Raw genomic sequence first — 24,196 nt, 5'->3', positions numbered from 1 at the left:
TACCTCATCAGCCAGGCCGTGGCCGCCATCTTCGAGGACAAGTTCTTGACGGGCCAAGTCGCAATGCGCGGAGGCACGGTGCTTCACAAGGCGCACCTCGCACCGGCGAGCAGGTATTCGGAAGACATCGACTTGGTGCTGGTGGGCGACCGTCCGCCCGGCCACATCAAGAAGGCACTCACACGAGTACTTAAGCCGCTTCTTGGTAATCCGGTCGAGTCGGTGATGACGGACATTCAGTTGACTGTTCGCAACCTGGTGGCCAAGTCAAAAATCATCCGCAGCACATACACCTACGACCCCACGAGTTCTGACGCGGCGCTCGCCCACCTCAAAGTCGAGGTCAACACCAACGAGAACAAGAGCTTCTTCCCTCTCGTGACCGTCAAAGTCCAGGTTCCCGGGCCCGGCGCGGCACGGCACATTGCCGTGGCGTCATACGACCTCGACGAGATGCTCGGCACAAAGCTGCGCGCGCTGCTCCAGCGCGAACACGGTCGAGACCTGTTCGACATCGTCTGGGCGTGGGAGACATCGCAACAGCCCCATGCGGTCTCCAAGGTGAACCCGGGTCGAGTCGGCGAAGCCTTCCGCTTCTATATGAGGCAGGAGGGCAGCACGTTCAGCGCTGCCAACATCGAAGCAGAGCTGGTGCGCCGAATGAAGTCGCGCAAGTTCTTGAGCGACATGGACGGCTACTTGGCACATGACAGGACATATTCGCCACAGACCGCGTATGAGCAGTTCTGCCAGGTGTTCTTGCCGCACCTCTGACCCGCGCTGCGCGACTGGATGTGGTGCTCAAACCCCTGTGCAAGCATTTTGCGCATCAGAGCGTTCTGAAGCGTCGCCCCTCGAAGCACAGGAAATCGTCGTTCAACTACGTGGAAACCGTGACGGGCTCGGCCGACAACTTGAACCTCGAGCCGCAAGCCGGTCCCATCTGACCTGTCCCAGAACAGTCACATGCGAAAGCACGAACTGGCTCGGCACATGCCATCGCCAAGGCGTCTCCGGGGAAAAGTGCTCGTACTCAGCTCGGCGAAGCAAAACGGCATATAGGGCCACAGACCGTCGGTTGCCTCGGTTGCCATTGCATCCAGGTAGTCGACCTTCGTCCCGCCGATGGCCACAAAGCCGCTGGCCTCAAGGCCTTTGATGACATCCCCATCACACCTTCTGCCAAGCCACCTGGAAACATCCCTTCGATGGTTGACTCCAGGGCCTTCAGGACCGCGGGCCGCCCAATCTGGTCTTTCGGACGTCGGCGGCACCGGCGAGCGTGCAGGCGCCGTTCTTGTAGACGAGGGCCGCGGTTGGCCGCGCCGGATCGTTCGCGAATACGCGGCCACGCCCGATACCGGCGATGACGGAATTGGGGATGTTGGGACCGTACGGAAGATCGTCGAATAAGGAAGCGACGCGATGGAACTCCGAAGGTCTCAGTTCAAGCATTGGTGCGATTTGAGTTGGTCAGTTGAAGGGTTGCTTCTGGCCAATTCTGCTTTCGCCTACCCATGTCCCAAGTCGTCGAGCCGGCGAAATTCCTCGGCCTCTTCTTCGGACGCCTGGAAAATGTTTCGCAAGATCTGCGGAGTGATTGGCCGACCAGCCTCACTGACAAGAGGCCGATGCCCGGCACGCTCCAGAGCCGAAAGCAGCGCAAGCGCTTTTGCAAAGACGTCTTCTGTACGATGGAAAAAGAGCTCCTGGTCGAACACGGGCTTCCCGGCGGAAAGGCGGTCCCGCACGTCGAGAACTCCGAGGTTTGTAATGCGCCGAACTTCGCTCACCAGCGAGGCGGACGGGTCGCATGGCGCCGTTGAAACGATCACGCGGCTCATCTTTGTGTAAGCGTCAGCTCACGGCCCTCTTGACCGCGGCCGAATCATCAGATGTCGAAGACCTGGCGCAGCATGTGGAACGGCACTCGCCATGAATGCCCGTTGCCCGTGTCGACGGTGGCGGTGCGCTGGTTGATGCGCACGATGACGCCTACCTGCGGCTGGAGGTAGCTGTCGTCGAACGAGACCTTCTCGCCGCAGCGGAAGTCGCCCCGTGAAGGCATGCTCTGCGGTGGTGCTGCGCGCGCAGAAGCCGTTGCGGGCGGGCTTGCAGGATCCGGTGGTTCGACGGCGGCATAGGGCAGCTTCCACTCGCGTCGCGTGCCTTCCTCGTGCAAAGTCACCTGCGTGTCCCTCATGGCGACCACCTTGCCATGGCGCATCTGGCCGTCGCGCCAGTCGAGAAAGCGCACCGTCTGGGCCGATCGCGGCCATCCTAGCTGCCCAGGGCCACCCGACAGCCAAGGGTGGTTGACTCAGTCGTCGAGCGGGATCGAGCGCGGCTCGTGCGTCCTCGGAAAGTTGCGCGGCAAGCATGTCGACGGCGTCAATCACCTCGTCGCGCTCCAGCGTGTAGAGAAATTCGTGCTTGCGGTTGAGCGCGCCGACAACCTCGAGAAATTCCGAGACCGCCCGGGCGACCGCTTCGGTATAGGCCGCGTCTTCCGCGCCCGCCACATTGTTGGCCTCGCGCACCTGCCGCAGCGCATCCAGGAAGGCCGCGCGCGTCTTCTTGACTATGGCGGCAGGGATGCCTTCCCGGCCGTCCCAATGGCGAAGCGGATTCTCGAGATTCTCCTGCATCAGGTAGCGGGCTCGGCTAGATCAACCAGTCCGCGAGAGTTCGAATATCCCTCCGGATCATCAATCCATTGCTGAAGCGCCCCACGCGGCCATCCACAGGCGTGTCCGCCCAAATGCACTTGAGGCGGAAACTTGCATCCGGCAGTCCTGCGATACAAGGTGGCGCGGCTCAGTGCGGTGATCCGTATCACGTCGGCCATGCGAAAAAATGCGGGGCCTGTCGCGCTCGACAGATCAACATGGCGGTGATTGGCATGGGATTCCAATTGCATGACAACTCCTTGAAATTGGGTCAAGCCTTGGCGGCGTGCTTACGGACATTGAATTTCTGACTTGAAGACTCTGGACAAAGCAGAGCAGCGCTGCCGTTCGGACTCGCCCCGGCAATCGCAGCCCAATCCGGCGGTTCTTAAAAATTGTTATCCGCATGGAGTTGCGCCGAGCGTGCGACAAAGCTCGACTTCGGACAACTGACAAATCTGCTAGGGAAGTCCGGTCCGCGAAGGACGCGGAGAGTCTCGCTTCGTTCAGTTCATTCGACTCGGATGCGTGATGGGCGAATTCGAATAGCCGTCCGGATCATCGATCCAGCGCTGAAGCGCTGCACGCGGCCATCCAGAGGCGCGGCCTCCCAGGTGCACGGGAGGCGGGAACTTGCCTTCGGCAATTCTTCGGTATACGGTGGCGCGACTCAGTGCGGTGATGCGAATCACGTCAGCCATGCGAAAGAATGCAGGCATACCGACGGTCTGCGGACCGAGTTCGCGGCGGTTTACGTGGGCGTCGAGTTCCATGACAGATCCTTTTGGGTGCCGTGCTTTCAGGCCGTGCATCGTTGGATGTGAAGTCCCCGGCTTGAAGAGCTCGAATAGGAGCAGAACCAGTGCCAGGCAAGAGTGACTGCGCCCTGAACAGCTGTCGGACCCAGGGGCGGCCTGCTCCCACGAAAAGTTCTCCGCCTGGATCTGCGTCTAGGGTGCGACGAAGTATGTCATTCGACAACTATCACTTTTGACAGTGCATATGAAAATTGCGGGATGGCCTGGTGGAGAGACCGCCGCAACGGTCGGATATCGATCCTTCGTCGATCACCATCGTCCTTCCTGCTTTCTACGGTGCCCATGCACCTCAAGGGCGCTGAGGAATGTGGACTGCTGCAAAATTCATGCGGATAACGGTGCGCCCAAGGTCATGCATGGCGCGACTCCAGCCACTGCTTCATTTGTTCGAGTTGCTTGTCACGCTCGGAGATCGCCAGGTCCAACGCGCGGGCACCATAGCGCCCGACGCTGAACGACTTGCTGACGTTCCGATCACCAATGCGCGTCTGTGCTCGCCAGATCGACGGTTTGCCATCGGGGGTACAACGGATGCAAGTCACGCCAGCGATGCCACTGGGCGAATCGACGCGCGGCTTGGCTGCCTGTACATGGCGAGGCGTGAGCGGCTTCTCGGCTTCGATCTCATCGCGCCATTGTTTGGCGACTTTCAACGAAGCACGAACTCCACCGTGCGTACTGAGCAAGAACACGCGGCGATGGCGCTGGCCTTGCCGGATAAGTGTGACTTCCCAGCGGTCTTCCATGCGCCAGATGCCTCGCATCGAGAACGAATTCGGTGTGCCCTTGGGCATGATCGCTAATCAGAAACTCGCATTCAGGTTGAAGCCGAAGGTGGTCTTGGCCGTGCGATACCCCTCGGGCTTGCGGATCGGCGCCCCCATGTAGAAGTCATAGCTGAGCTTGCTCCACTGCCCCCGCACCCCGAGGACCGCGCCCGCGAGGCTGCGGCCCAGCAGGTCCGCGGTGGAACGCCCGCCGACATGCCCGTAGTCGGCACCGACATACAGCTCCGCCCCGCTCTGCCCCATGGCCCAGCCGATGTCGTTGCGGATCAGCCAGCCGCGCTCGCCCATCAGGCTCGTCTCGCCGTCGAAGCCGCGCACTGTGTAGCGCCCGCCGATGGCGAAGCGGTCCTGCGGCGTGAGCGGCGTGCGGTTCCACTGCGCGCGCACCAGGCCCGAGTAGCGCAGCTTCTCTTCGCCCAGCTTGAACGGCGCGTTCAGGCTCACCTCCGCCGTGTACAGCCGCATGCGCGAGGTGCCCTCGCCGAACGCCTCCTCCGGCGCCGCGATCGACCCGAAGCCGCCCGCGCCGTGCTTGTAGGCGAGCGTGCCCTCCAGGGTGGCCTCGCCGATGAACTCCTTGTGGTTCAGCCCGAGCTCCCAGCCACCCACCACCCGGTGCTGCACCTCGACCTCGGTGTCGTCCACGAAGTTGCGCGATTCGCGCCGGAAGCCCTTCAGCGCCAGCGTGGTCTTGCGGCTCTGGTCGCGGTACAGCAGGCGCGAGAGCTTGACCTCGGCGTTGTTGGTCTTGCCCGCGTAGACATAGTCCTGGTTCAACCCGGCCACGCGCTGGTGGTACTGGCTGTTGGAGGCCGTGAGGCCCAGCATCCAGTAGCCGTACGGCAGCGAGTAATGCACCGTCTGGCCTTCGGTGCCCTTGGCCGGATCGCTGAAGACGTGGCCGTTGATGTTGTGGTTGGCGCTGACATAGAACAGGTCGTTCAGCCCGAAGGGGTTGTCCAGCGACAGCGTGGCGCCGGCCTGGTAGCGGCCGGTGGCCTCGGTGCCGCTGTCGTCCAGGCTCAGGGTGAGGCGCCACTTCTTGGCCTGCACGTACTTGACCACCAGGTCGCTGTCGCCCGGCCTGGCACCGGGTGCGGTCGAGGGCTCGATCTGGATGTCGGCCTCGGCCGTGGGCGCGCGCTTGAGGTTCTCCAGGCCCTGCTCGATGTCGCGCAGGTTCAGCAGGTCGCCCGGACGGGCGGGAATGGCCGAAGCCAGCAACGCGGAACTGCCCAGCAGCGTGGAGGAAGAATCAGGCGTGGTCCGGATGGCCGCGATGCGCCCGGGGACCAGCGACAGGGTCAAGGTGCCGGTGGAGAGGTCCTGCGGCGCGGCCAGCACGCGGGTGGTGACGAAGCCGCGCGCAATCGCCGCCTGCTGGGCGCGGGCGAGCACCACGTTTACGCCGGCGGTGCCCAGGCAGCGGCCAAGAGGTGAATCGTTGCCTTCAGGACCTGACAAATCGGAAACAGCCCACTGGAAGGCCTCGGCCTGCTCGCCCACCAGCAGCACGCGGTCGATGCGGAAGCACGGTGCTTCGGAGGCCGCGATGCGCTGAGTGGGTGCGGGCGGTGCGGCCTGCAGCCGCAGGTCGACCGTGCGCTCGTTCTGCTCGCGCAGGGCGCGCTCGCGTTCCTGCTGGCGTTGCTGTTCGACGAAGGGTTGGGGAGTGCTCGCCAGTTGGGCTGACGCGAGCGACGGCAGGCCGAGGATGGCCGTGGTCAACAGCGCACGCGCACGCGGTCTATTTTGGGTGTTCATTTGGAATGTGCTCTTACGCGGCGCGCAAAGGGGCAACGGCCATGCGGTCATGCCGTCAGGTTGCTTGTGGTGCGGGTTATCTGGGCGGACGCGCGCAGCTCGGCGCATCCTTCGTTTCGACCGGCGCGCCGTCCATCGAAGTCACCGAAAGTGAACATGCCATTGGCCCGGCCTTGAAAAGGCGCACTCGGTATCTCGCGCCGGGCTTCGGGGTCAAGATCTTTGCCGCCCAGGGACAACTCGTCGCCGGCATGACGGTCTTTCTCTGGCTCAGATAGTCATAGCCAGCTGAGGAATAGCGCGTCCACTGACCCGCGATCAGAATCGGCTTATCGGCAGGGGCCGCGATCTTCCAAGGGCCCGGCGCGTCCGCTCTGCGTAGGTAGGAGTCCATCTGCTGCAGGTACGCCACCCGTTTGGTGTCGAGGCAGTCGTCGCCGTCCTGCACGGCTTCTGTCTTGGCTTTGAACTGCGAGTTGGTTCCGAATTCGGACTCGAAGAAGAACTCCGAATCGCCTGCTTGGGCCGCATAGTTGTATTCGGGCTTGGGATAGCCAGCGCCGTCGTATGCGCAACCGGCCAGCCAGAACGCAACCAGCAATGCAAGACTTGGCGCGGAGAACTTATTTTTTAGCATCTGGAGAATCAATAGGATTGGCGAGAATGCAGCTTCGAACGCCGTCATTCAATTTTCATCGCGGACATTAAGCGCGTAGAAGAGCGAGAGTGCCGCGCAAGAATCAGACAACGCGTGCGAACACATGCCCGCTAGGAAGTGGAAAGTTGTCGATACAAGCCTCGCACCGTTAGGCCTTCATCACTCTCGAGTCGATGGTACAGACCAGAAAGCAGCTCGTCTGGTACCGCAGGTCCGATTGGCCACAAGCGCGACCAAGGGAATTTCATGAGTGGGTGATTGACCTGTGGATTCACAAGGCCTGCTTGCTCTCGCAACCGAAACAACATCAGCACCTCAACGGGAAAATGGCTGAAGCTATTTGAAAAATCGGCAAACTCTTGAACGCCAGTCAAACGAGTATGTTGATTGCACAGTTGCACGAGCCATTTTCCGAGGGTCTCGGAGTCCTGAGTGTCCCAGTTCTGCAGTATTTCCTCTGCTACTGCATAGCGCGGATAGTTCGTACCCGGATAGTCGATGCGCCGCACATCGCACCACAAACGCAAGATCCATTGCAACAGTCCGCGCGAATCGGCGTCACGCAAGTAGCCGCGCCTCATCACATCTACGGCCAAAGAAGCCCAGCGCTCCAGAACGACCAAATCACCCACCGCGGCGGCAAGACCCAACCAACCGGCGAATCCAACCGACATGCCGCAAAGCTTCCGTCCAAAGCGCGCGGGGAACTCGGATTCAACCAATACGGTCTGCAAGAACGAAAGCTCTCGATAGAGAACTCCGAGCGCAAATTGATCACGTGCCGTATCAGCAGGCGCCAGTCGGCACCCATGCATTACCTTTGCTATCGACGTCGTTTCGAGCGCCCCACTTAGAAACGCGGATCGCGAGGGATGACTCACCACTTCCTCATGACCCGTCAATATGGATGTGTGAACAATTCGTCCCGTGCTCGCGTAGTCGCCAAGAGTTTGAAGGTCAGATGATTCAAACGACTGCAGCCACTCTTCATTCATCCGAAGGTGTTTTTTCAACGAAGGCCAGGAATCGAGTGTCTTTACGAGCGGTGGGTCGATGTGCAAGATTTCTCCTCGGAGTCGAAAATGATCAAGGTGCGGTGCCAGGACGTGGTAACCCCTTGGGAACAGGCCACGGAACTACGGTCACTGTCGGACGCGCACTCTGCCCTTGCGGTGGGACAGCGACTTCAACTACGTAAGGTTGAATCGTATAGCCTTCGCGAAGCAAATTTTGTAGCCCCCTTGCATACGCCCTATCAGCTGCGCTAACGCGCTGTCCACTGATCATGCCTGTATTCGCGGCTTCATTGACCCAATCATTCACTCGTTCAGGAAGCGGCTTTGGTTTGTCGACAGGCTGCCGATTCCCGGTATCAGTCGTTTTGATCTCGAATGCGGGAATCGTCTTGTTCTCCGTATTAATCTTCCCGCCAATGCTATCCACACCATAGCCTCCGCCGGTTTGCAGGGGCCTGGTCCCTGGCGACAGTTGCTCAATGATCTCCGTACCGAGGCCGCTCGGACCTTCACCCCAAGCCCCAAGCCGCACCCCGGCGTTTTGCCCCGAGATTCTTTGTCCTTGTGGGGGCATCGTGAATACTGTTGCCCCAGAAATGTCCTCAATGGAAGTGCCCCTGATGGGCATATGGACGACGGTTTGATTCTGCGTCGAATAGACATTTGAAAGATCCCCGTCGCTGGTGATCTCCGTTGGCCGAACAGAATTCCTGGAGGGGCTGACAGGGCGTAATCCTCCTAGGGCCTGTATGGCCGTCGGAATCGCGACGGTGGTGGCTCCGAGTATCAAGGCACGCGTCGCTCTGTCGGCAATAGCGTCGTCCACCCTTGCGTCGCAAGCTCCAGCACTGAGCCCTCCGCAGTAGGTCTGTCGGAACTTCGCTACTTCCAGTGCCTGTTGGACGTCAGTGCCACCCAGTGCCCCCACCCCGCCAACTGTGCCCAAGACGTTCACGTTGTTCTGCCAGCCTTGGAATACGGTTGACATCTGGGCATAGCCAAACGGGATGGCCGAATCCACGTCGGCAGCACTGGCTGCTTGGCTTTCCAAGGCACTGACACTGGCGACGTCGCCGGCCTTGATGTAGGACTTGATCAGATCGATGTTCTTCTGCGAGAGGGCAGCATATTTGCCCGCGATCGCTCGGACTTCCTCATCATTGCACTCCCCCTTGGCCCTGCACGCCGCGAACTCCTTCTTCATCGCGGCCACTTGGTCGTGCTTTAGAAAATTGTTGACCGTTGCATTGTTGGCAACTGTCGCGCCGACGCCGGCACTCGAGCTTCCGCCAGCCACCGTGCCAACAGCCGCACCCACCAAAGTCGAAGCGGCCGTCAATAGCGCGCTGTAGTCACTCTTCTTCTGTGCAGCTTGCTCAACCGTTAACGAAGGGTCGTTGTAGTCATAGCCGTTCTCCTTTAAGTATTTCTCCATCGCAGGCAGCAACTGCTCGTTGACAACACCAGCAGCGGCCCCCGCCAAACCGCTGCCGTCGCCGACTTTGGCCTGGATGAACCCGGCAATCCCGTGCAGTACAGTTTTTTCCAACGAACCATCTGCAAAGTTGGTCACAGTCCGTGGAGCTTCTCCAGCAGCGAGCGCTCTTGCATTCTCTTGGGCCTGCGCTTGTTGATTTAACGACTGGCTCACGTCTCCAATCACGCCGCTCAAAACGCTGCCCACGAGCTGAGCTGCGCGCTGATGATCTTGCGCTTGCTGCTGCAGTCTCGGAATCTCCTTGGCCTGTTGCAAGGTCAGCGTATTGACGAGCGCGCCGTTGGCCGTAACCGGATCCCTAGTTGTCAGAGTGGCCACGTTGGCGTTGCTCTTGTCGTCGATCTCCTTGACGCCTGTGCCAACGATCTTGATGTTGCCCGGGCTGATCACGCTCAAGGTCTGGCTGGACTGGCTGTTATCCGCAGGCAGTCCCTTGCCTCCGTTCAGATTCGCCAGCACGGTGTTGGTCGCGCTCCGAGCTACGTTGCTCAGCACGTTGTTCGCTGCACCCGTGCCATAGCTGAAGCTCAGGCTGACGGCGCTGCTGCTTGAATTGGTGTTCTGCCGGTTCTGCAGATCGCTGGTCGTGAGGCTCCCAGTGACCAAGCTATTCTTGCTTTCGGGCGCTGTGCTGGTGATCCCGCCGCCCTTCAGGTCGGTGTTGCCCTTGACCGACACGTCGTAGCCGCCATTGCCCGCAGCGATGCCACTTTGCCCGGTGGCGCTGCGGTAGTTATGGTCGACTCTCTGTTCGGAGGCATCGACCGTGGCGGAGACGAACTGACCGTAGCAGATCGGCGGAATACACAGGCTGAGCGCGACTCCGCTGCTGCTCTGGTTGCTGTTGTAGGTGGTGCTGTCCTGCAGGCTCTCGATGTTCAGGTTGCCTGCGATGTCGGCCTTGACCGAATCGGCCGTGATCTGCGCCCCCTTCATGTTCACGTCGCCGCCGCTCTTGATCTTCACGGAGTCGGTGGCGGTGATGAGGGTGTTGTCGTGGCGCGTCTCGATGCCCGTGGCCTTGCCCTGGTTGCTGCCGGCATTGACCTGGATGCTGAAGCCGTTCTGCGAACCGAAGCCGAAGGTCACGCCCCCGCCGAGCGAACTGCCCGAATTGGTACTGAGGGTGGCCGCCTTGTTTTCCGCGGCGAGCATGTTGATGTCGCGCTTCGCGTCCAGCGCGATATCGCGAGCCTGCAGCTTGGCACCCTGCATGTTGATGTCGGTCTCGCGCGCGGTGATGTCGATGCTGCCGGCCTGGATGTTGGTGCCGCGCTGGTTGCTGTAGACCTCGGCCGTGTCGCTACGCGAACGTGTGCGGCTTTCGCTCACGCTCACACCAAAGGCCGCACCGCTGGGGTCGCCGCCGGTGCCCGCAGCCGTCAGTCCCTGGATGCCATTCCCTAACGCCCCATCGGTGGCCAGCTTGTAGGCGTCGTACCCAGCCTTGAGTTCCAAGGCGCCCTTCAGCCGGCTGTCATCGGTCTTGCGCGACTCCTGCGCCGCATCGTAGGCGCTGGTGATCGCGCTGCCCACGATGCCGCTCAGCTGCGCACCGATGGTGTGGCTCTTGGATTCTGCGTGGTGCTTGCTGCTGCCGCTGGACGTGGCGGCGTTGAGGTTCACTGCATTGCCAGACAAGGCGACTTTGTTCTTGGCCAGCAGATCCGCGCCTTCGGCCGTGATGTTGCCTTGGCCAGTGCCCGCATATTTGGAGTCCAGGCCAGCCACCATGGTGAGATTGCCGCCGTTGGCACTGATCAGGCTTGTGACGGCGGTGCTGGACTCGCCCGTACCGTCCTCCGAACCCTTCACATTGCTGTAGGCCGTATGGCGTGGCGCAAGGCCTGGCGACGGGCTGAAGCTGCGGCTCTTGCCGCTGCTGGCAGTTGCCGACACAGAGGTATCCTGAGCCGCCAGCACGTCGATGTTACGGCCGGCAGTAATGGCGATGTTCGTGTCGGCCAGTACATTGCTCGCCACGATCTGGGCATCGCGCCCAGCATCGATGCTGACGCTGCCGCCACTGATGGTGCTGCCGACCTGTGTCGTGCCAGCACTCATTTCGTTGCGATTGCTGGAACTGCTGCTGTAGCCCTTTCCGTACAGCAGGCTGTCTTTCACTCCGTTGAAGCCGCTTTGGCTGCTTCTCGAAACGTTGCCGGTCGCATGTTGCTCCTGCGCGCTCTCGATGCGCACATCGCGACCCGCGCTCAGCACGAGTTGGCTCTCTGCAGACACTCGACTGCCGCGGACGCCCAGGTCATTGCCCGCGGACATCACCACGTTCTGCCCGGAGAAGTTGCTGCCAAGCACGGTGGTGTCGCTCTGCGCCTTGATTTCGGAGCTGCTGCTCTTTGAAGTGAGCGTTTTGCGTGAGGAGTTGCTGGTTGTCAGGATTGCTTGGCTTGACTGTCCGGCATCGATGCGGATGTCATGCTCAGCGGTGACCGCCAGGGTGCCTCCGGCCGACACGTCAGCGGCGCGTGCTCGGACATCGTTGCCCGCGGTGATGGCGACACTGCCGCTGCCCACGATGGTGGAGCCGATTTCGCGGCTCTGCGAGGACACGGCGCTGAAGCTACGGCCCTTGTTGCCGCCGCTGGCGAAGATGGTGCTCGATTCAGAGACGGTGCCGAGGTTGACGTCCCGCTCCGCATTGACCAAGGTTCGGCTGTCCTTGCCGACATTGGCGAGGACCGCGCCGACGAGGTTGACATCGCGCCCCGCGGAGGCCAGCAGGACTCCGCCAGGGTCGCTGACATAGACCCCGGCCACACGGTCCACGGCCGTGTTGTTCAACAGCCCGCCCGTGCTCTGGGTGGTCGTTCGGATGTTGATGTCCCGGCCGGCAGTCAGCATGGCCGCGTCCCGCGCATCGATGGTGCCGCCGATATTGTTCAGATCGGACCTGGCGTCGAGGGCAACGCTGCCACCCGAGATGCGGCCACCAAGATTGTTGACGTTCTCGGCCGTGATCGACACCAGACGCCGTCCGGCGATGGTGCCCGTGTTGGTGACATCGCCCGAACTCTTGATGATGGCGGCATCCGCGCTCAACAATGCGCCTGAACCGTCGATATCGCCTGGCCGCACACGCACATACACCTGAGGCACCAGCACGCGTTGCATCGTTCCGTCCGGCAAGGTCACCGTCTGTTCGACGAGCCACACGATGTCGCTGGTCAGCTGCGCCATCTGCGCCGCGCTCAGCGCCACGCCCGGGCGCAATCCGTATTGCTTCGCGAAAATCACGCCGGCGTCCATCAGCGCCATGTACTGGTCTTCGTCGCTGTTGTAGCCATCCAGGTAGCGATAGCCTGTGAGTTGCGCCACCTGTTCGCGGATCAGCTTCTGCTCGTAGAAACCATCGCCCAGGCGCTTGAGGATGTTGCTCGGGTCCTGGCCGAGGCTGTTCAGCAGGTAATCGCTGCTGAGCCAGTTGCGGTAGTTGGCGAAGCGCGGGTCGGTCTCGATCAGGTAGCTGCCCGGACCGGCACGAAGGTTGAACAGGCTGGCATTCGGGATACGCACGTTGGGCATGCTGGTGCGCACGACCATCGGGACGGTCCGGCTTGCGCCGGCTTGGGCCGACGAAGCGGTGCCGGTCGCAGCTCCGTTGGCACCTACGTCCGTGGCGCCCGTACCCAATTGCGTTGCCGTCGTGCCATCGGGTCCGGTCGACCCTGTCGCGCTGCCAGCACTCTGGCCGTCGACCTTGACTGTGTCGCCCACATTCGCCGGCACTTCGACAATGGTGGCCGGCCCTTGGCCGCCGCCCACCGCGCCCTTGCCGGTCGCCCCGCCCGTCCCGCTGCCGACCGGGGCGACGCCCGCGTTGTAGCCGGCGGCCGCATTGATGTTTTCCTGGTACTTGTAGGCGCCCAGCGAAATGGTCTGCGGCGGAAGGATCAGAGGCACATTCATCGCCTGCACCTGGCCCTTGTTGTCGATCACGGTGGCAGAGCCCGTGATCGTGCGCGTACCCGTCAGCTGGTAAGACTGGTAGTCAGTGGCCGTGATCGTCCCGCCGGCCAGCACCTGGCTGTTCTCGTTGTACAGGCGCCCGTTGACGGTCATGCTGCCGCCCGCCACCAAGTGGGCGGGGTCGATGTTGGTCGCCGTGTCTTCCGTGGTCGTGATGGCGTTGTGCCAGACGGCGTAGCCTCCGATGCCGACGAGCTCGCCGGTAGCCTTGAGATAGACGAAACCGTTGACGGGGTCGACATTGACTTCGTCCAATGGATAGGTCGTGGTCCTGCCGACACCGCTGCCCACGAGCGTGTTGGGTGCGATGCCGGTCAAGGTGCTGGGCGTTACCGTGGGCGCGCCCTTCTGGATGTGGACATCGCGGTTGTTGACCTGCGCCATCGAGATGGACATGTCGCCAATGGACTCGATGTCGGCGCTCAGGTTGTCGAGCGTCCCACCTTGGCCGATCGCCTGACGGTTGGCATCGAGGGCGCCACCGATATACATGTTGCCCTGGCTGTAGATCAGGGCGTGCTCACGGTTGGTGATGGTGCCCGCACCGATGTCGAGGTCGCCGCGCGATGCGATCGTTCCCGCCTTGGTCACGCCATTGGCGGTTTCGCTGTCGTTGAGCAGCGTGCCGGCCGAGATGGAAATCGCATCGCCATAGATCCGGCCGGTGCCGATGTTGTTCAGCGCGCCTGCGTTGATCTCGGTTTCGCCGCGGCTGTCAATCAGGCCGCGGTTGGTCAGCGTACCGCCGGCATTGACGATGGTGTTCGTCCCCGACATCTCCGCATTCGCCGTGTTGTCCACGTTGTTGCCGCCCACGGTGAGCGTCTGGCCCGCCAGCAGCTTGCCGTTGTTCGTGAAGTTGCCCGTCGTCGTGTAGCTCAGGTTGCCATTGGCAGCCACCTCGCCGTTGTTCACGATGTCCTGCTGGAGCGCAATGCTCAGGTTCTGGCCCGAGACGGCCCGGCCATCGCCGCTGAAGTTCGCAACATCGATCTTCAGGCTCTTGTCGGCCACCAGCGTGCCGCCGGTATTGACCAGGTTGAGCGTCTTGGCGCCGGGGTTGGCGGCATTGGGATCGGCGATGGCGAGCGTGTTGCCGGCCGAGATCAAGCCATTCGTGTTGTTGACGGTGCCGCCGCTGGTGATGGTGGCGTTGACGTCGGCGCGGATGGCACCCGAGCTGTTGTCGAGATTGCCGGCACCAACGGCCACATTCAGGCCTTCGATGCCCTGCTCGGTGCCAAGAGTGCTGGTGTTGACGATGCGGCCGGCGTTCAGCGTCGTTGTGGCCGCCGAGCGGATCAGGCCGCTGGTATTGGTCAGCGTCCCGGCGTTCACGGCCAGATCGCCCGCGGCCAGGGTGCGGCCGCCGGTGTTGTCGTAGGCGGCCGCGTTGGTGTTGATGGCGACGGTGGACTGCCCGAGCACCAAGCCTGCGCCCGTGTTGGAGAAGCCCTGGGTGCTGGCCGTCACGGCGTTCTTCGCGCCGATGAAGCCCGCGTTGTTATTGACCGACCCGGTGGTCAGGTTCAGCGTGCCGCCGCTGCTGATGCCGCCTTGGCCATTGATGTACCCGGCCGCATTCGTGTTCGTGAGCAACTGACCATTCGTGTCGATGGTCATCGCGCCGCCCGACTGGATCAGGCCGGCAGCGTTGATGAGCGCGCCCGAGTTCACGGCCACCGTGGTGGTGGCCGCCAGCGTGCCTTGCGTGTTGTCCAGCGCATTGTTCTGCCCGTTCGCGCGCGTGTTCACCGCCAGGCTGTTGCCAAAGATCTTGCCCGCGACATTGTTCAGCCCGCTATTGAGCAGCGTGGTCGCGGCGCCGGCCTGCAACGTGCCGCCGTTGTTCGTCGTCGCGCCTGACGTCGTGACGCTCAGGTTGCCATTGACCGCCGCGGCGGTTCCGCTGCTGTTGTCCAGCGTTCCGGCCACGAGCGTGGTGTTGCCGTTGGCCGCCAACGTGCCGCCCACGTTCGAGGCCGCGCCGCCCACGGTAACGCTCAGGTCTTCGGCAGCGGTCACGCTGCCCGCGTTGTTGCTCAAGCTGCCGGCAGCGATGGTGGTGGTGCCGCCCGCGCCGATCACGCCCTTGCTGCTGTTGTCGAGCAGGCCGCCCACGGTCAGGCCGAGATCGGAGGCCTCGGCGGCGCGGAGGATGCCGCCCTGGTTGGACAGGCTGCCGGCCGCGACGGTCGTGTTGCCATTGCTGGCCAGCGTGCCGCCGCCGTTGTCCAGCGCGCCCACCACCGTGATGCGCGTGGCATCGGCGCCGGTTTGCACGATCTGGGCGCCGGCGCGGTTGCCGAGCGATCCGGCGTCGATGGTGATGTGCTTGGCGCTGACTGCGGCCGTCGCGCCGTCCTGGTTGAACGCGCCCGACATCGCGACGGTCAGCGCACCATTGGCCGTGACCTGGCCGTTGGTGCCGTTGTAGCTGCCGCCGGCAATGCTCAGCGTGCCGACACCGGCATGCTCGATCTTGCCGCCGGCGTTGGTGATGTTGGCGCCACCCAGGCTCAGGTCCTGCCCATTGCTCGCGATGCGTCCGCCGTTGTTGTTCAGGGTGCCGGTGGTCGCAATGGTGGTCGCGCCCGTGCCCGTCTGCACGATCTCGCCGCCGTTCGTGTTGGCGAGGTTCGAAAGCTTCAGGTCGAGCTGTTTCGCGTTGAGCCGGCCCGCGTCGTTGACAAGGGTCTGCGGCGCCTTGCTGTTGGCGGTCACGCTCAGGGTTCCCGGCGTGACGACCGTAGCTTTGCTGGTGATCACGTCGCCCTGCGTGGCCGTGATCGCGATGTTCGCGGCGCTGGTCTGACCGGCCGAGACATCGACACTGGCGCCTTGCAGCGCGGCATTGCCGGCTGCCAGGTTGGTGCCGTGTGTGGCGAGCGCCCCGGAGACCGTCACACTCAACTCGCCCACCGTACCGAGCTTGCCATCGCTCTGGACGCCTGCACCGAGCACGCCGGTGCTGCCGCCTTGCAGGCTGCCGGTGGTGATGGTGGCATTTCGCCCGGCCGTGATGCTGCCGTCGTTGGCGAGCAGGCCAGCCACTGCCACGGTGGTGTCGTTGGCCCCGCGCAGGCTGCCGCCCGCGGCGTTGCTCAGGCTGCCCGCCTGCACGCTGAGGTCGGTGGCGGCGCCGATGTAGCCCTGGCCATTGGTCAAAGCGCCGGTGACGTTCACCTGGGTCGCGGCCTGGGCCGACTGGATCGAGCCCTTGTCGTTGGCGAGCGAGCCGGCGTCGAGGGCCAGCTCCTGGGTGGCCGCCAGCGTGCCGGCCGTGTTGTCGACTGCGCCCTGGACATTGACCGCCAGGCGGTTCAGCGCGGACACGGTGCCGCCGCTGTTGTCCAGGCTGCCGGCATTCAATGCGGTACTGCCATTGGCGGCGATGGTGCCGCCACGGTTGCTGGTGGCGCCGCTCGTGGTGCTTGCGACATCCCCCGTGGCAGCCGTGACGCGCCCGGCATCGTTGGCAAGGCTGCCGGCTTGCAGGGTCGTGTTGCCGCCCGCACTGATCTCACCCTGGCCGTTGTCCAGCAGACCCGTCACATTGACGCTCAGGTCGGAGACCTGGGCGGCCTGCAGTGTGCCGCCCCGGTTGTTCAGGCTGGCTGCGGTGAGGGCGAGGCTGCCGTTGCTGGCCAGCGTGGCGCCGCTGTTGTCGATGGCGCCCGAGGTCGCGATGGTGGTCGCCCTCGTGCCGGTCTGCACGATCTCGCCGCCGTTCGTGTTGGCGAGGTTGGAGACATTCAGGTCCAGCTGATTGGCGCTGAGCTTGCCGCCCTCGTTGACCAGCGTCTGGCTAGGCTGTGCGTTGGCAGTCACGCTCAACGTGCCCGGCGTTGTGATCGTGGCCTTGTCGGTGGTCACGTTGCCCTGCGTCGCCGTAACCGCAATATTCGCCGCACTGGTCTGGCTGGCCGAGAGATCGACGCTTGCACCCTGCAACGTGGCATTGCCAGCCGCCAGGTTGGTGCCATTGGCGACCAAGGCGCCGCTCGTGGTCACGACCAGGTCACCCGCTGCGCCAAGCTTGCCGTCGCTCTGGATGCCGGCACCCAGCACGCCGGTGCTGCCGCTTTGCAGGCTGCCTGCGGCGACCGCCGTGTGCCGCCCGGCCGTGATGCTGCCGTCGTTGGTCATCGCCCCGCCGACCGCGACACTCACATCGTTCGCGCCGCGCAGGCTGGCGCCATTGGAGTTGACGAGTGAACCCGCCTGCACCTTCAGGTCGGTGGCCGCCCCGATCGTGCCGCTGCTGCCATTGGTCAGTTGGTTAGTCACCCCCAGCTGCACTGCAGCCTGCGCCGACTGGATGCTGCCCTGCGTGTTGTCCAGGCTGCCCGCGCCGAGCGCGACGCCTTGGTTCGCCACCAGTGTGCCGCCGGTGTTGTTCACCGCGCCCGCCACGTTGGCCGTCAACGCACCCGTTGCCGAAATCACGCCGCGCGTGTTGTCGGCCTGTCCGCCCACGGTCAGCGTGGCGTCGGCCGCGCTGGTCAGCTTGCCGTCGACATTGACCAGGTCGCCGGTCGTGGTGATGTTCAGGCTGCCCGCGTTGAGCGTGCCGCCGGTGTTGTCGAACCGATCGACATTGGCGCTGAAGCCGTTGCTGACGTTCAGCGTGCCGCCGTGGTTGTCGAACGTCGGCTGGCTCACGGCCATGTTGGCGACATTCAGCGTGCCGCCGTTGTTGTTGATGTTGGCGCTTTGCAGGCTGATGGGCCCGCCGGCGTAGATCTTGCCGCTGTCGTTGCGGATCGTGCCGCTGGCGGTGATCGCACCTGGCGACGGTGGAACGTACGGGGCGGGCGTGACGGTGCTGCCGGAGCCGGTCTCCGTGCCGGTGCCCGTGGTTGGCGCGGCGGGGTCGGTGGTGCCGCCCGTGCCTGTTCCTGTGCCCGTGCCGCCGCCCGTTCCGGTGCCAGAGGTGGACGGCGCAGCCGCCACGGGCTCCAGCCCGATGACGCCGCCGCTGGTGTTGCTCAGGGCCGGCGCGCTCAGCCCGAGACCGGCGCTGCTGGTCTGGCGCAGGGTGCCGCCGCGGTTGTCGATGTCGCCTCCGGTGCTGGCGAGCTCCAGCCGCGCGCCTTCGAGCGTGCCGCCCGCGCCGTTGAGTGCATTGGCCAGGTCGCCCTGGGTCGTGATCTTGAGGTTGCCGCCGCTGCTGATGCGGCCGCTGTTGGCGAGGGCCGAGGCCGCGAGGTTCGCATCGGCGGTGGCCTGGAGCGTGCCGATGTTCTCCAGGCGCCCGGCGCTGGTGACGACCAGTTGGCCCGCGCCCATCAGCGCGGCGGCGCCCGGCGCGGCCTGGATGGTGCCGGCGTTGCGCACGCCCAGGCCGGCCTCGGTGCCGATGAGGGTGATCTTGCCGGCGTACATGCCGCCGAGCGCAGCGACGTCCAGGGCAAAGGTGGGCGCCGTGCCGGTGCCCGCGGTGGGCGTGACCTGGCTGTGGTCGGCGCTGACCGTGTTGGCGCCGGTCACCACCTTCAGTTCGCTGGCCCAGATGCCGGCGTTGGCCTGCACGGCGCGCGCGAGGATGGCGGCGTAGTCGGTCTTGCTGGCGTCCAGGCCCGCGCCGTCGATGGTGATGGTGCCGCCGCGCACGAGGAAGCTGTCCAGGCCGCCCACGGCATTGAACTGCGGCGTGCCGGTGGTCAGCGTGGCCCGGCTCGCATTGATGAAGCCGCCGCCGTCGACGCTGATGCCGGCCGGGTTGGCGATGACCACCTCGGCCCGCTGCCCCGCCACTTCGATGTAGCCGCGCAGCTGGCTCGGGCTGCCGCCGTTCACCTCATTGAGGATGATGCGTGCAGGCCCGGTCGCGAGATACGGATTGCCTTGCACGAACCCGCCGAGCTGGCTCTGCACATTGGTGCGGCTGTTGTTCAGGATGGCGCCGTTGGGCGCCACGTTGAACTGCTGGTACACATTGCGCGAGACACCGGCGGCGCTGGGCGTCTGGATGTTGATGAGCGGCACGCCGTTGGGCGCGACCAGCACCGTGGGCCGCAGGTTGGCGGGAACGTTGGGCGCGCCGACGATCTGGGCTTCTCCAGGAAGCGCGACCAGTGCACCGAGCAACGCGACAGCCTTCACCGCGGCGCCCGCGCCGCCGGGCCCGCCCGTGGGTTTGGATTTGCCCTTCCCCGTGCTGCTGGCTGTTTCTTGCACCACCATCCGCATGCCTCTGGCGGCGTTGAAGATGATGCGATGCAGATAACGATTCATTGTTCGGCGCTCCCTCGGTGTTGTCTGCTTGCGACGTCTTTTGTGACAAGACGCACGAGACGGGGAGCGATTATGCGGAACGGGTGCGCGAGGACGCGCGGTACAAATTCACAGATCCGACCTGTTCGCGAGACCGCCGGCCGAACGTAATCAATACGGCCTACATTTCGCTGCGGGATGTGTGGGTCCAATACGACGAATGGTCGCCCGCAGCATTGCGGGATGCGTTTGCGCACTCCCAACGCGATCCGACAAGTGCCGACGACGACGACCGCGTGTCGGGCGACACGACCAACTGGCTCCCGGAGCCAGTTGCTGACGTCGCTTGATACCGCGACTGAAATGAGGCGGCGATGGCGGCGCGGGTGAGGTGCCGCAACAGCCACACCGAGGGTATTGCCTCAGCCCCGATAGCCGACACGGACCCGGTCGGCGTGCAGTCGCAGCAACCGAAAGTCCGCCCCTTCATTCTGGGAGAGAGATTCGAACGGACTTGGTTTCCTCGACAAGCTTGGCCAGCAGCAGAACGCGGGTGTTGATCTCTGCAAATTGATAGTTTTGTAAGCCGCCCCGTGATGCGCTAAGTGCGTCCACGTGGAAAAACTCAGTTCGCCCGCCGAAGGTCATCTATCAAATACGCGCCGCCAGTGTGTTGAGCATGTTGGCGAGGCCGGTATCCGCTGAACTGTAGGGATGGTCAAAGTGCTCAATTTGCAGCCACTGTGCTTCTTGGCCGAGATGAACGTACTTCTCAAAGTCATCGACCGGCAATACTTGATGTGGATGTACGCCAGGGACAAACCGAAGGTTTTTTGTCTCGCCTTGCCAAGTGATGTATTCCACTTCCGCAAACCAGGGGGGCGCGACGCCCTCGTCCACCAATAAGCGCGCGATCTTCCTGAACCGTTCTTCCTTGACAGTGGGGTGAACATGACGATGCGGGGAAAAAGTTCAGCGCAACGATTCAGGAATCCAGCCAGACCTGGCCACGGTATCTGGCTCATCGCATTTGAGATCAATGTGCCTTCGAGATCGAGAGCAAGGACGTAGCTTTTCATGAATGGACGTTGATCGGTCACAAAACTCCGGACTTTGGCCGCATTCGCCCTTACCAATTTCGCACACGACTGGGTCAGGTGGCGTCATTCTTCAGCGAGGCCAAGACAAGGCACGTCCGCAGGCAGGGCAGCTCGAAAGCTTGCAGCTGTGAGGGACCTCGGTGCGCGCGAAGTTGCGGGGCATCCAATCGCACGAAGGTTCACGTGCCACAGCCGCAAGCCTTGCCTCACCAGTCGCACGAGCGCAGCCATTCACCGAATCTTTGGCAGCATGGGCTGGTCCTTCGCGTGCTCCAGCACTCGACTTCTCTCCGCCCCTCTCCAACGCTCCGCCAATCGCTGCGCTTCGGTCTGCACGTCCGGCATTCGTGCGACGAAATGATCCACTTGGTCGGCAAGACTTGTCTCGCCCCGTCTGCGAAGCGCATCTGCTGTGGCGCGCCAATCTGCGACCACTGCCCGCCGGGTGTTTCGCATCTGCTCTTGGCCGTCATCCACGGCGCCTCGCCCCGACCTCAGTGCCTGGAGCAGGCTCTCCAGCTTGGCGCGCATGAAGGTCGAGGTCTTCGGCGACCGATGCCTGGCTCGGTCGCTCAAGGGCAGTTGCCCGAATGCCCGAAACGCGCGCAGCCGATGATGGATCGCATCCCTGTACGGCTTGCGGGTCTGCCCTCGCACTTGGCGCGGCGTGGCATTGGCCGCCACGCCCTGCTCTCGCATCAGTGCGGCGAACTGCTCGCGCCACTGGCGCAGCGTGTCCTTTCGGATGTAGAGGCGCTGGCCGGGCTCGAACTCGTGCTCGCACTTGACCACCAGGTGCACATGCGGGTGCGGTTGATCGGTGTGCAGCACCATGGCGTAGCGATACTGCAGCGCGAAGTTCTCGCGCGCAAAGACGCGGGCGGCCGCCCGTACCTTGTCCGGCGGCGTGCCGGCGGGCATGGACAGGACGATGTTGTGCACCAGCTTCGCACGCGTGTCTTTCTGCCCCGGCGCGGGTTTCGGCTTGTACTGGCTTCTGCAAAGCTCCAGCTGCCAGTCGGCCGCGATCTCCTTGCCTGCACCCCGGCCCTGCGGCGTCAGCCCCTCGTCGGTTTCGATCGGCAGCTTGCCGTGCCGGCCGATGTAGCGCAGATGGGCCTCGACGCCGCCGACATCCCGTCCGCCGCCGGAGACCTTCACCATCACCTCGGGCGTGCGCCCCACCGTGCGCTGGATCTGCGCGATCTGGTCGGCGCCGAAGCGCAGCTGGCCGCCCGGTCCTCGCCGGCCGTAGCTCACGATGTCCAGGGTCATGTCGCGCGGCGCACCGGCCGGGCCGCGGTCGCTTCGGCCTGCGCGCACCCTCTGTTTAGGCATGGGCACTCCCGGCGCCGGTCTCCCAGCTGATGAGGTTGCGCCGCACGAGGGCGGCCGTGGCTTCGCGTGCCACTTCGACTTCCCGCCGGACTGACGCAATCGCTTCACTGAGGTCCGGTGCCACCGTCGCTGGCTGAGTGTTCGGCGTGCCGAACGTTCGAAGCTGCCGTCCCAGTGCAGCCAGTCGGGCGCCGGTCACCTTGATCTGGTCCAGTTCGTTCGGCGGCAGCACGGCCGCGTCACGCACATGGTTGTGGATCAGCAGGGCCAGGTAGCTGGCTGTCTTCATCCCACGGGCACGGGCTCGCTCTGTCGCCAGCGCGCGATCGCCTTGGCGAAGCCGCAGCGTGATGCGATCCGCCGCGCCAATGTCGCTTTCCGTTTCGTGTGGGAATCGCTGTTCGCCCGAGCCCGGCGAGATGACGCCGTGGGTCTTGAGGACCTCGTCGACCATCTTCGCGAGCAGGCTCGACGCACTGAGATGATGACGGGCGGCCAGCGCGGCGAAGCACGCCCTCGTCTCGGGCGGCACCCGGGTTCCGATCATGCGGCTCGATCGAGAGGACTTGGTCATTGCAACGCCATCGCTGTTAACAATGTCTGACGGCAGTCTATCCTGCCCTCATAGCCGCACAAGGACTTTGCCCTCGGAATTCCAGCGTCGAGCCCAACCCGCCGTTTCGCGGCTCCGGAGCGTTGCCGTCGATCGGCAGCTCGAAGACCGCCATCCATGTTCGGCATGCCGAACATGACGAAGTTAGACGGAACGATCCCGCCCTCATAGCCGCACAAGGACTTTGCCCTCGAAGTTTCGGCGTCGTCCTGCGATCGCCGCGTCCAGGCTACCGAAACCGAAAATTCATTCCGCTCGCAGAGCAAGCCCACACGGCCGCCGCATAAATTTCCTCACGGCGCCATCAAGCAGAAGACCTCCGCTGTCGATACCCGTTCGAGGCTTCCTCGGCGTTCGGCATGCCGAACACCGAGAAATAGAGCCGGACAGAGAGGTGAATTCGGCACGTAGCGAATTCGGGGGGGGCATCGAATGGGCATCCGCGTCGCCCCGCTGCGCGGCAGTGCCGCCAAGAACAGCCTACTCTCGCAGCGTGAACACCACTGAGAGGTAAGAGACGGGCTGGGTCTGAATGGCCTCGATCCCATGGAGTGCGGTCGCATCGAACAGCAGCGAGTCCCCCGCCCTCACCTCCGCAGTCCTGCCGCCATAGCGGTAGGTGACCTCCCCGGACAGGAAGTACAGGAACTTGAGACCTGGATGCTGGAAGGTCACGTAGGGATCGGCACCGGGCAGCAGCGTGACCAGGTAGGGCTCGACGAACAGGTTACCCGACAGCAGGTGGCCCAGCAGCTCGTAACGGTAGTCCGCCACGGCGCCGATGCGATCGACCAAGACACCATGTCCTGCACGCACATGGCAAAAGTCAGTGCGCCGCGCCTGGTCACCGAAGAAGCGCGAGGTCGGCACATGCAGGCCCTGCGCGAGGCGCTCCAGCGTCTCCACCGACGGCGAGACCAACCCGCGCTCGATGCGCGAAAGCATCGAGGCAGAAATGCCCGAGGTCTTGGCCAGCGCACCGCCAGACACATCGGCCGCCATGCGCAGTGCCCTCACCTGCGCGCCAATGCGCGCCGCGGACAGACTGCGCACGACAGGTGCGGGTTTTCTCGATCGGACACGCGTCACCGAGACCGGCAACCGCAAGGGGCGGACCGTTGGCAAAGGCGAGGCTGCTTCTTTGCGCGTCATACGCCCCCGCTGATCACTCGCAGGCCACCGCCGAGAAATCGCTGGTGGCGTTGAATCTGAAGGTAGCTGCTCTGGTTCCGCATCGTTGCTGCACTGTGTTCTTAAAAACATGCACAGCAGGATTATGTGTCGTTTAAGACGTTTCCTCCACAAGCACATTCAACGAGCCTGCTCGGACATGAATGCAGGCACACCAACCAAGACGCCATCGGGCATTGCGCGGGGCAGGTTGCCCAACGCAGTGACCCTGGCTCTCGGGCGAAACCTGAGGTATTTCCGCGAGCAGGCAGGACTCACGCAGGTTGAACTGGCCTTCGATGCGGAGGTGGAGCGGTCGCGCATCTCCAAGATAGAACGAGGACACATCAACCCTTCGCTGTTGACGCTGGCCACGCTGTGCTATTGCTTGAAGATCACACTCCCCACTCTGTTCGAAGGCATGAAAGAGACGCTGGCGCCCTCATGGAAAGGCGGCGAGTTGCGACGCTCAAACCAGGCAGTTCTTGTCGCGTCGTCGGAGAAGTCGCGTGGTCACCGATAACGCGCAGAAACCGCGACCTCTACAGTTCGGTTTCT

Annotated in this window: 17 protein-coding genes; 3 read left to right on the top strand and 14 right to left on the bottom strand. The window is 63.5% G+C overall.

Going from position 1 to position 24,196, the window contains the following annotated elements:
* The first annotated feature begins 18 nt into the window (after positions 1 to 18).
* Positions 19 to 774, top strand: coding sequence for a nucleotidyl transferase AbiEii/AbiGii toxin family protein (locus tag VPA02S_RS20725; protein WP_015867284.1), 756 nt, complete (start codon positions 19 to 21; stop codon positions 772 to 774).
* 453 nt (positions 775 to 1,227) lie between these two features.
* Here VPA02S_RS20725 and VPA02S_RS31845 read toward each other — a convergent pair whose 3' ends face one another.
* From VPA02S_RS31845 to VPA02S_RS20715, 3 genes are read right to left on the bottom strand one after another with little or no spacing between them, the layout of a single operon-like run.
* Positions 1,228 to 1,455: a hypothetical protein gene (locus VPA02S_RS31845; protein ID WP_150106814.1), complete on the bottom strand. Its 228-nt coding sequence runs from the start codon at positions 1,453 to 1,455 to the stop codon at positions 1,228 to 1,230.
* A gap of 56 nt (positions 1,456 to 1,511) precedes the next feature.
* Entirely contained in the window at positions 1,512 to 1,844 is a 333-nt protein-coding gene (locus tag VPA02S_RS20720; RefSeq protein WP_018907263.1) for a hypothetical protein, read from the bottom strand.
* A gap of 47 nt (positions 1,845 to 1,891) precedes the next feature.
* A complete protein-coding gene (locus tag VPA02S_RS20715; RefSeq protein ID WP_018907264.1) occupies positions 1,892 to 2,257 on the bottom strand; it encodes a hypothetical protein in 366 nt (121 codons plus the stop codon).
* Between VPA02S_RS20715 and VPA02S_RS31940 the strand changes: the two genes are divergently transcribed.
* Complete coding sequence (locus tag VPA02S_RS31940; protein ID WP_162269825.1) at positions 2,202 to 2,723, top strand: hypothetical protein; 522 nt, start codon at positions 2,202 to 2,204, stop codon at positions 2,721 to 2,723. The genes VPA02S_RS20715 and VPA02S_RS31940 overlap by 56 nt on opposite strands.
* On the opposite strand, the gene VPA02S_RS31500 is transcribed toward VPA02S_RS31940, so the two are convergent.
* The 11 genes from VPA02S_RS31500 to VPA02S_RS20670 all read right to left on the bottom strand — a co-directional run bounded on the left by VPA02S_RS31500 (position 2,648) and on the right by VPA02S_RS20670 (position 23,521).
* Positions 2,648 to 2,848 carry a helix-turn-helix transcriptional regulator gene (locus tag VPA02S_RS31500; protein ID WP_230537988.1) on the bottom strand — a complete coding sequence of 67 codons (201 nt, stop codon included), beginning with the start codon at positions 2,846 to 2,848 and terminating at the stop codon, positions 2,648 to 2,650. The two genes, VPA02S_RS31940 and VPA02S_RS31500, sit on opposite strands and share 76 nt — an antisense overlap.
* A gap of 327 nt (positions 2,849 to 3,175) precedes the next feature.
* On the bottom strand, positions 3,176 to 3,442 hold the full coding sequence (locus tag VPA02S_RS31495) for a helix-turn-helix transcriptional regulator (protein ID WP_015867286.1): 267 nt from the start codon (positions 3,440 to 3,442) through the stop codon (positions 3,176 to 3,178).
* Positions 3,443 to 3,837: 395 nt separating this feature from the next.
* On the bottom strand, positions 3,838 to 4,281 hold the full coding sequence (locus VPA02S_RS31840; RefSeq protein WP_150106815.1) for a hypothetical protein: 444 nt from the start codon (positions 4,279 to 4,281) through the stop codon (positions 3,838 to 3,840).
* Between the two features lie 9 nt (positions 4,282 to 4,290).
* Complete coding sequence (locus VPA02S_RS20705) at positions 4,291 to 6,039, bottom strand: ShlB/FhaC/HecB family hemolysin secretion/activation protein (protein WP_015867288.1); 1,749 nt, start codon at positions 6,037 to 6,039, stop codon at positions 4,291 to 4,293.
* Between the two features lie 76 nt (positions 6,040 to 6,115).
* On the bottom strand, positions 6,116 to 6,724 hold the full coding sequence (locus VPA02S_RS20700; RefSeq protein WP_015867289.1) for a hypothetical protein: 609 nt from the start codon (positions 6,722 to 6,724) through the stop codon (positions 6,116 to 6,118).
* Between the two features lie 83 nt (positions 6,725 to 6,807).
* Positions 6,808 to 7,758, bottom strand: coding sequence for a hypothetical protein (locus tag VPA02S_RS31835; protein WP_015867290.1), 951 nt, complete (start codon positions 7,756 to 7,758; stop codon positions 6,808 to 6,810).
* 25 nt (positions 7,759 to 7,783) lie between these two features.
* Entirely contained in the window at positions 7,784 to 19,438 is an 11,655-nt protein-coding gene (locus VPA02S_RS20695) for a hemagglutinin repeat-containing protein (RefSeq protein WP_062365466.1), read from the bottom strand.
* Between the two features lie 630 nt (positions 19,439 to 20,068).
* A complete protein-coding gene (locus VPA02S_RS32115) occupies positions 20,069 to 20,281 on the bottom strand; it encodes a hypothetical protein (protein WP_208856273.1) in 213 nt (70 codons plus the stop codon).
* A gap of 467 nt (positions 20,282 to 20,748) precedes the next feature.
* Complete coding sequence (locus tag VPA02S_RS20680; RefSeq protein WP_018907269.1) at positions 20,749 to 21,840, bottom strand: relaxase/mobilization nuclease domain-containing protein; 1,092 nt, start codon at positions 21,838 to 21,840, stop codon at positions 20,749 to 20,751.
* A 7-nt stretch (positions 21,841 to 21,847) separates the two neighbouring features.
* Entirely contained in the window at positions 21,848 to 22,429 is a 582-nt protein-coding gene (locus VPA02S_RS32240; protein WP_230537984.1) for a hypothetical protein, read from the bottom strand.
* Positions 22,430 to 22,948: 519 nt separating this feature from the next.
* On the bottom strand, positions 22,949 to 23,521 hold the full coding sequence (locus tag VPA02S_RS20670; RefSeq protein WP_062365465.1) for a helix-turn-helix domain-containing protein: 573 nt from the start codon (positions 23,519 to 23,521) through the stop codon (positions 22,949 to 22,951).
* Between the two features lie 277 nt (positions 23,522 to 23,798).
* Here VPA02S_RS20670 and VPA02S_RS31485 point away from each other — a divergent pair, with 277 nt between their 5' ends.
* A complete protein-coding gene (locus VPA02S_RS31485) occupies positions 23,799 to 24,161 on the top strand; it encodes a helix-turn-helix domain-containing protein (protein WP_155736629.1) in 363 nt (120 codons plus the stop codon).
* The last annotated feature ends 35 nt before the right edge of the window (positions 24,162 to 24,196 follow it).

This window comes from Variovorax paradoxus NBRC 15149, from assembly GCF_001591365.1.
GTDB classification, from domain to species: Bacteria; Pseudomonadota; Gammaproteobacteria; order Burkholderiales; family Burkholderiaceae_C; genus Variovorax; species Variovorax paradoxus.
Note: the sequence above shows the minus strand (reverse complement) of the source record. Positions and strands in the feature narration are given on the sequence as shown.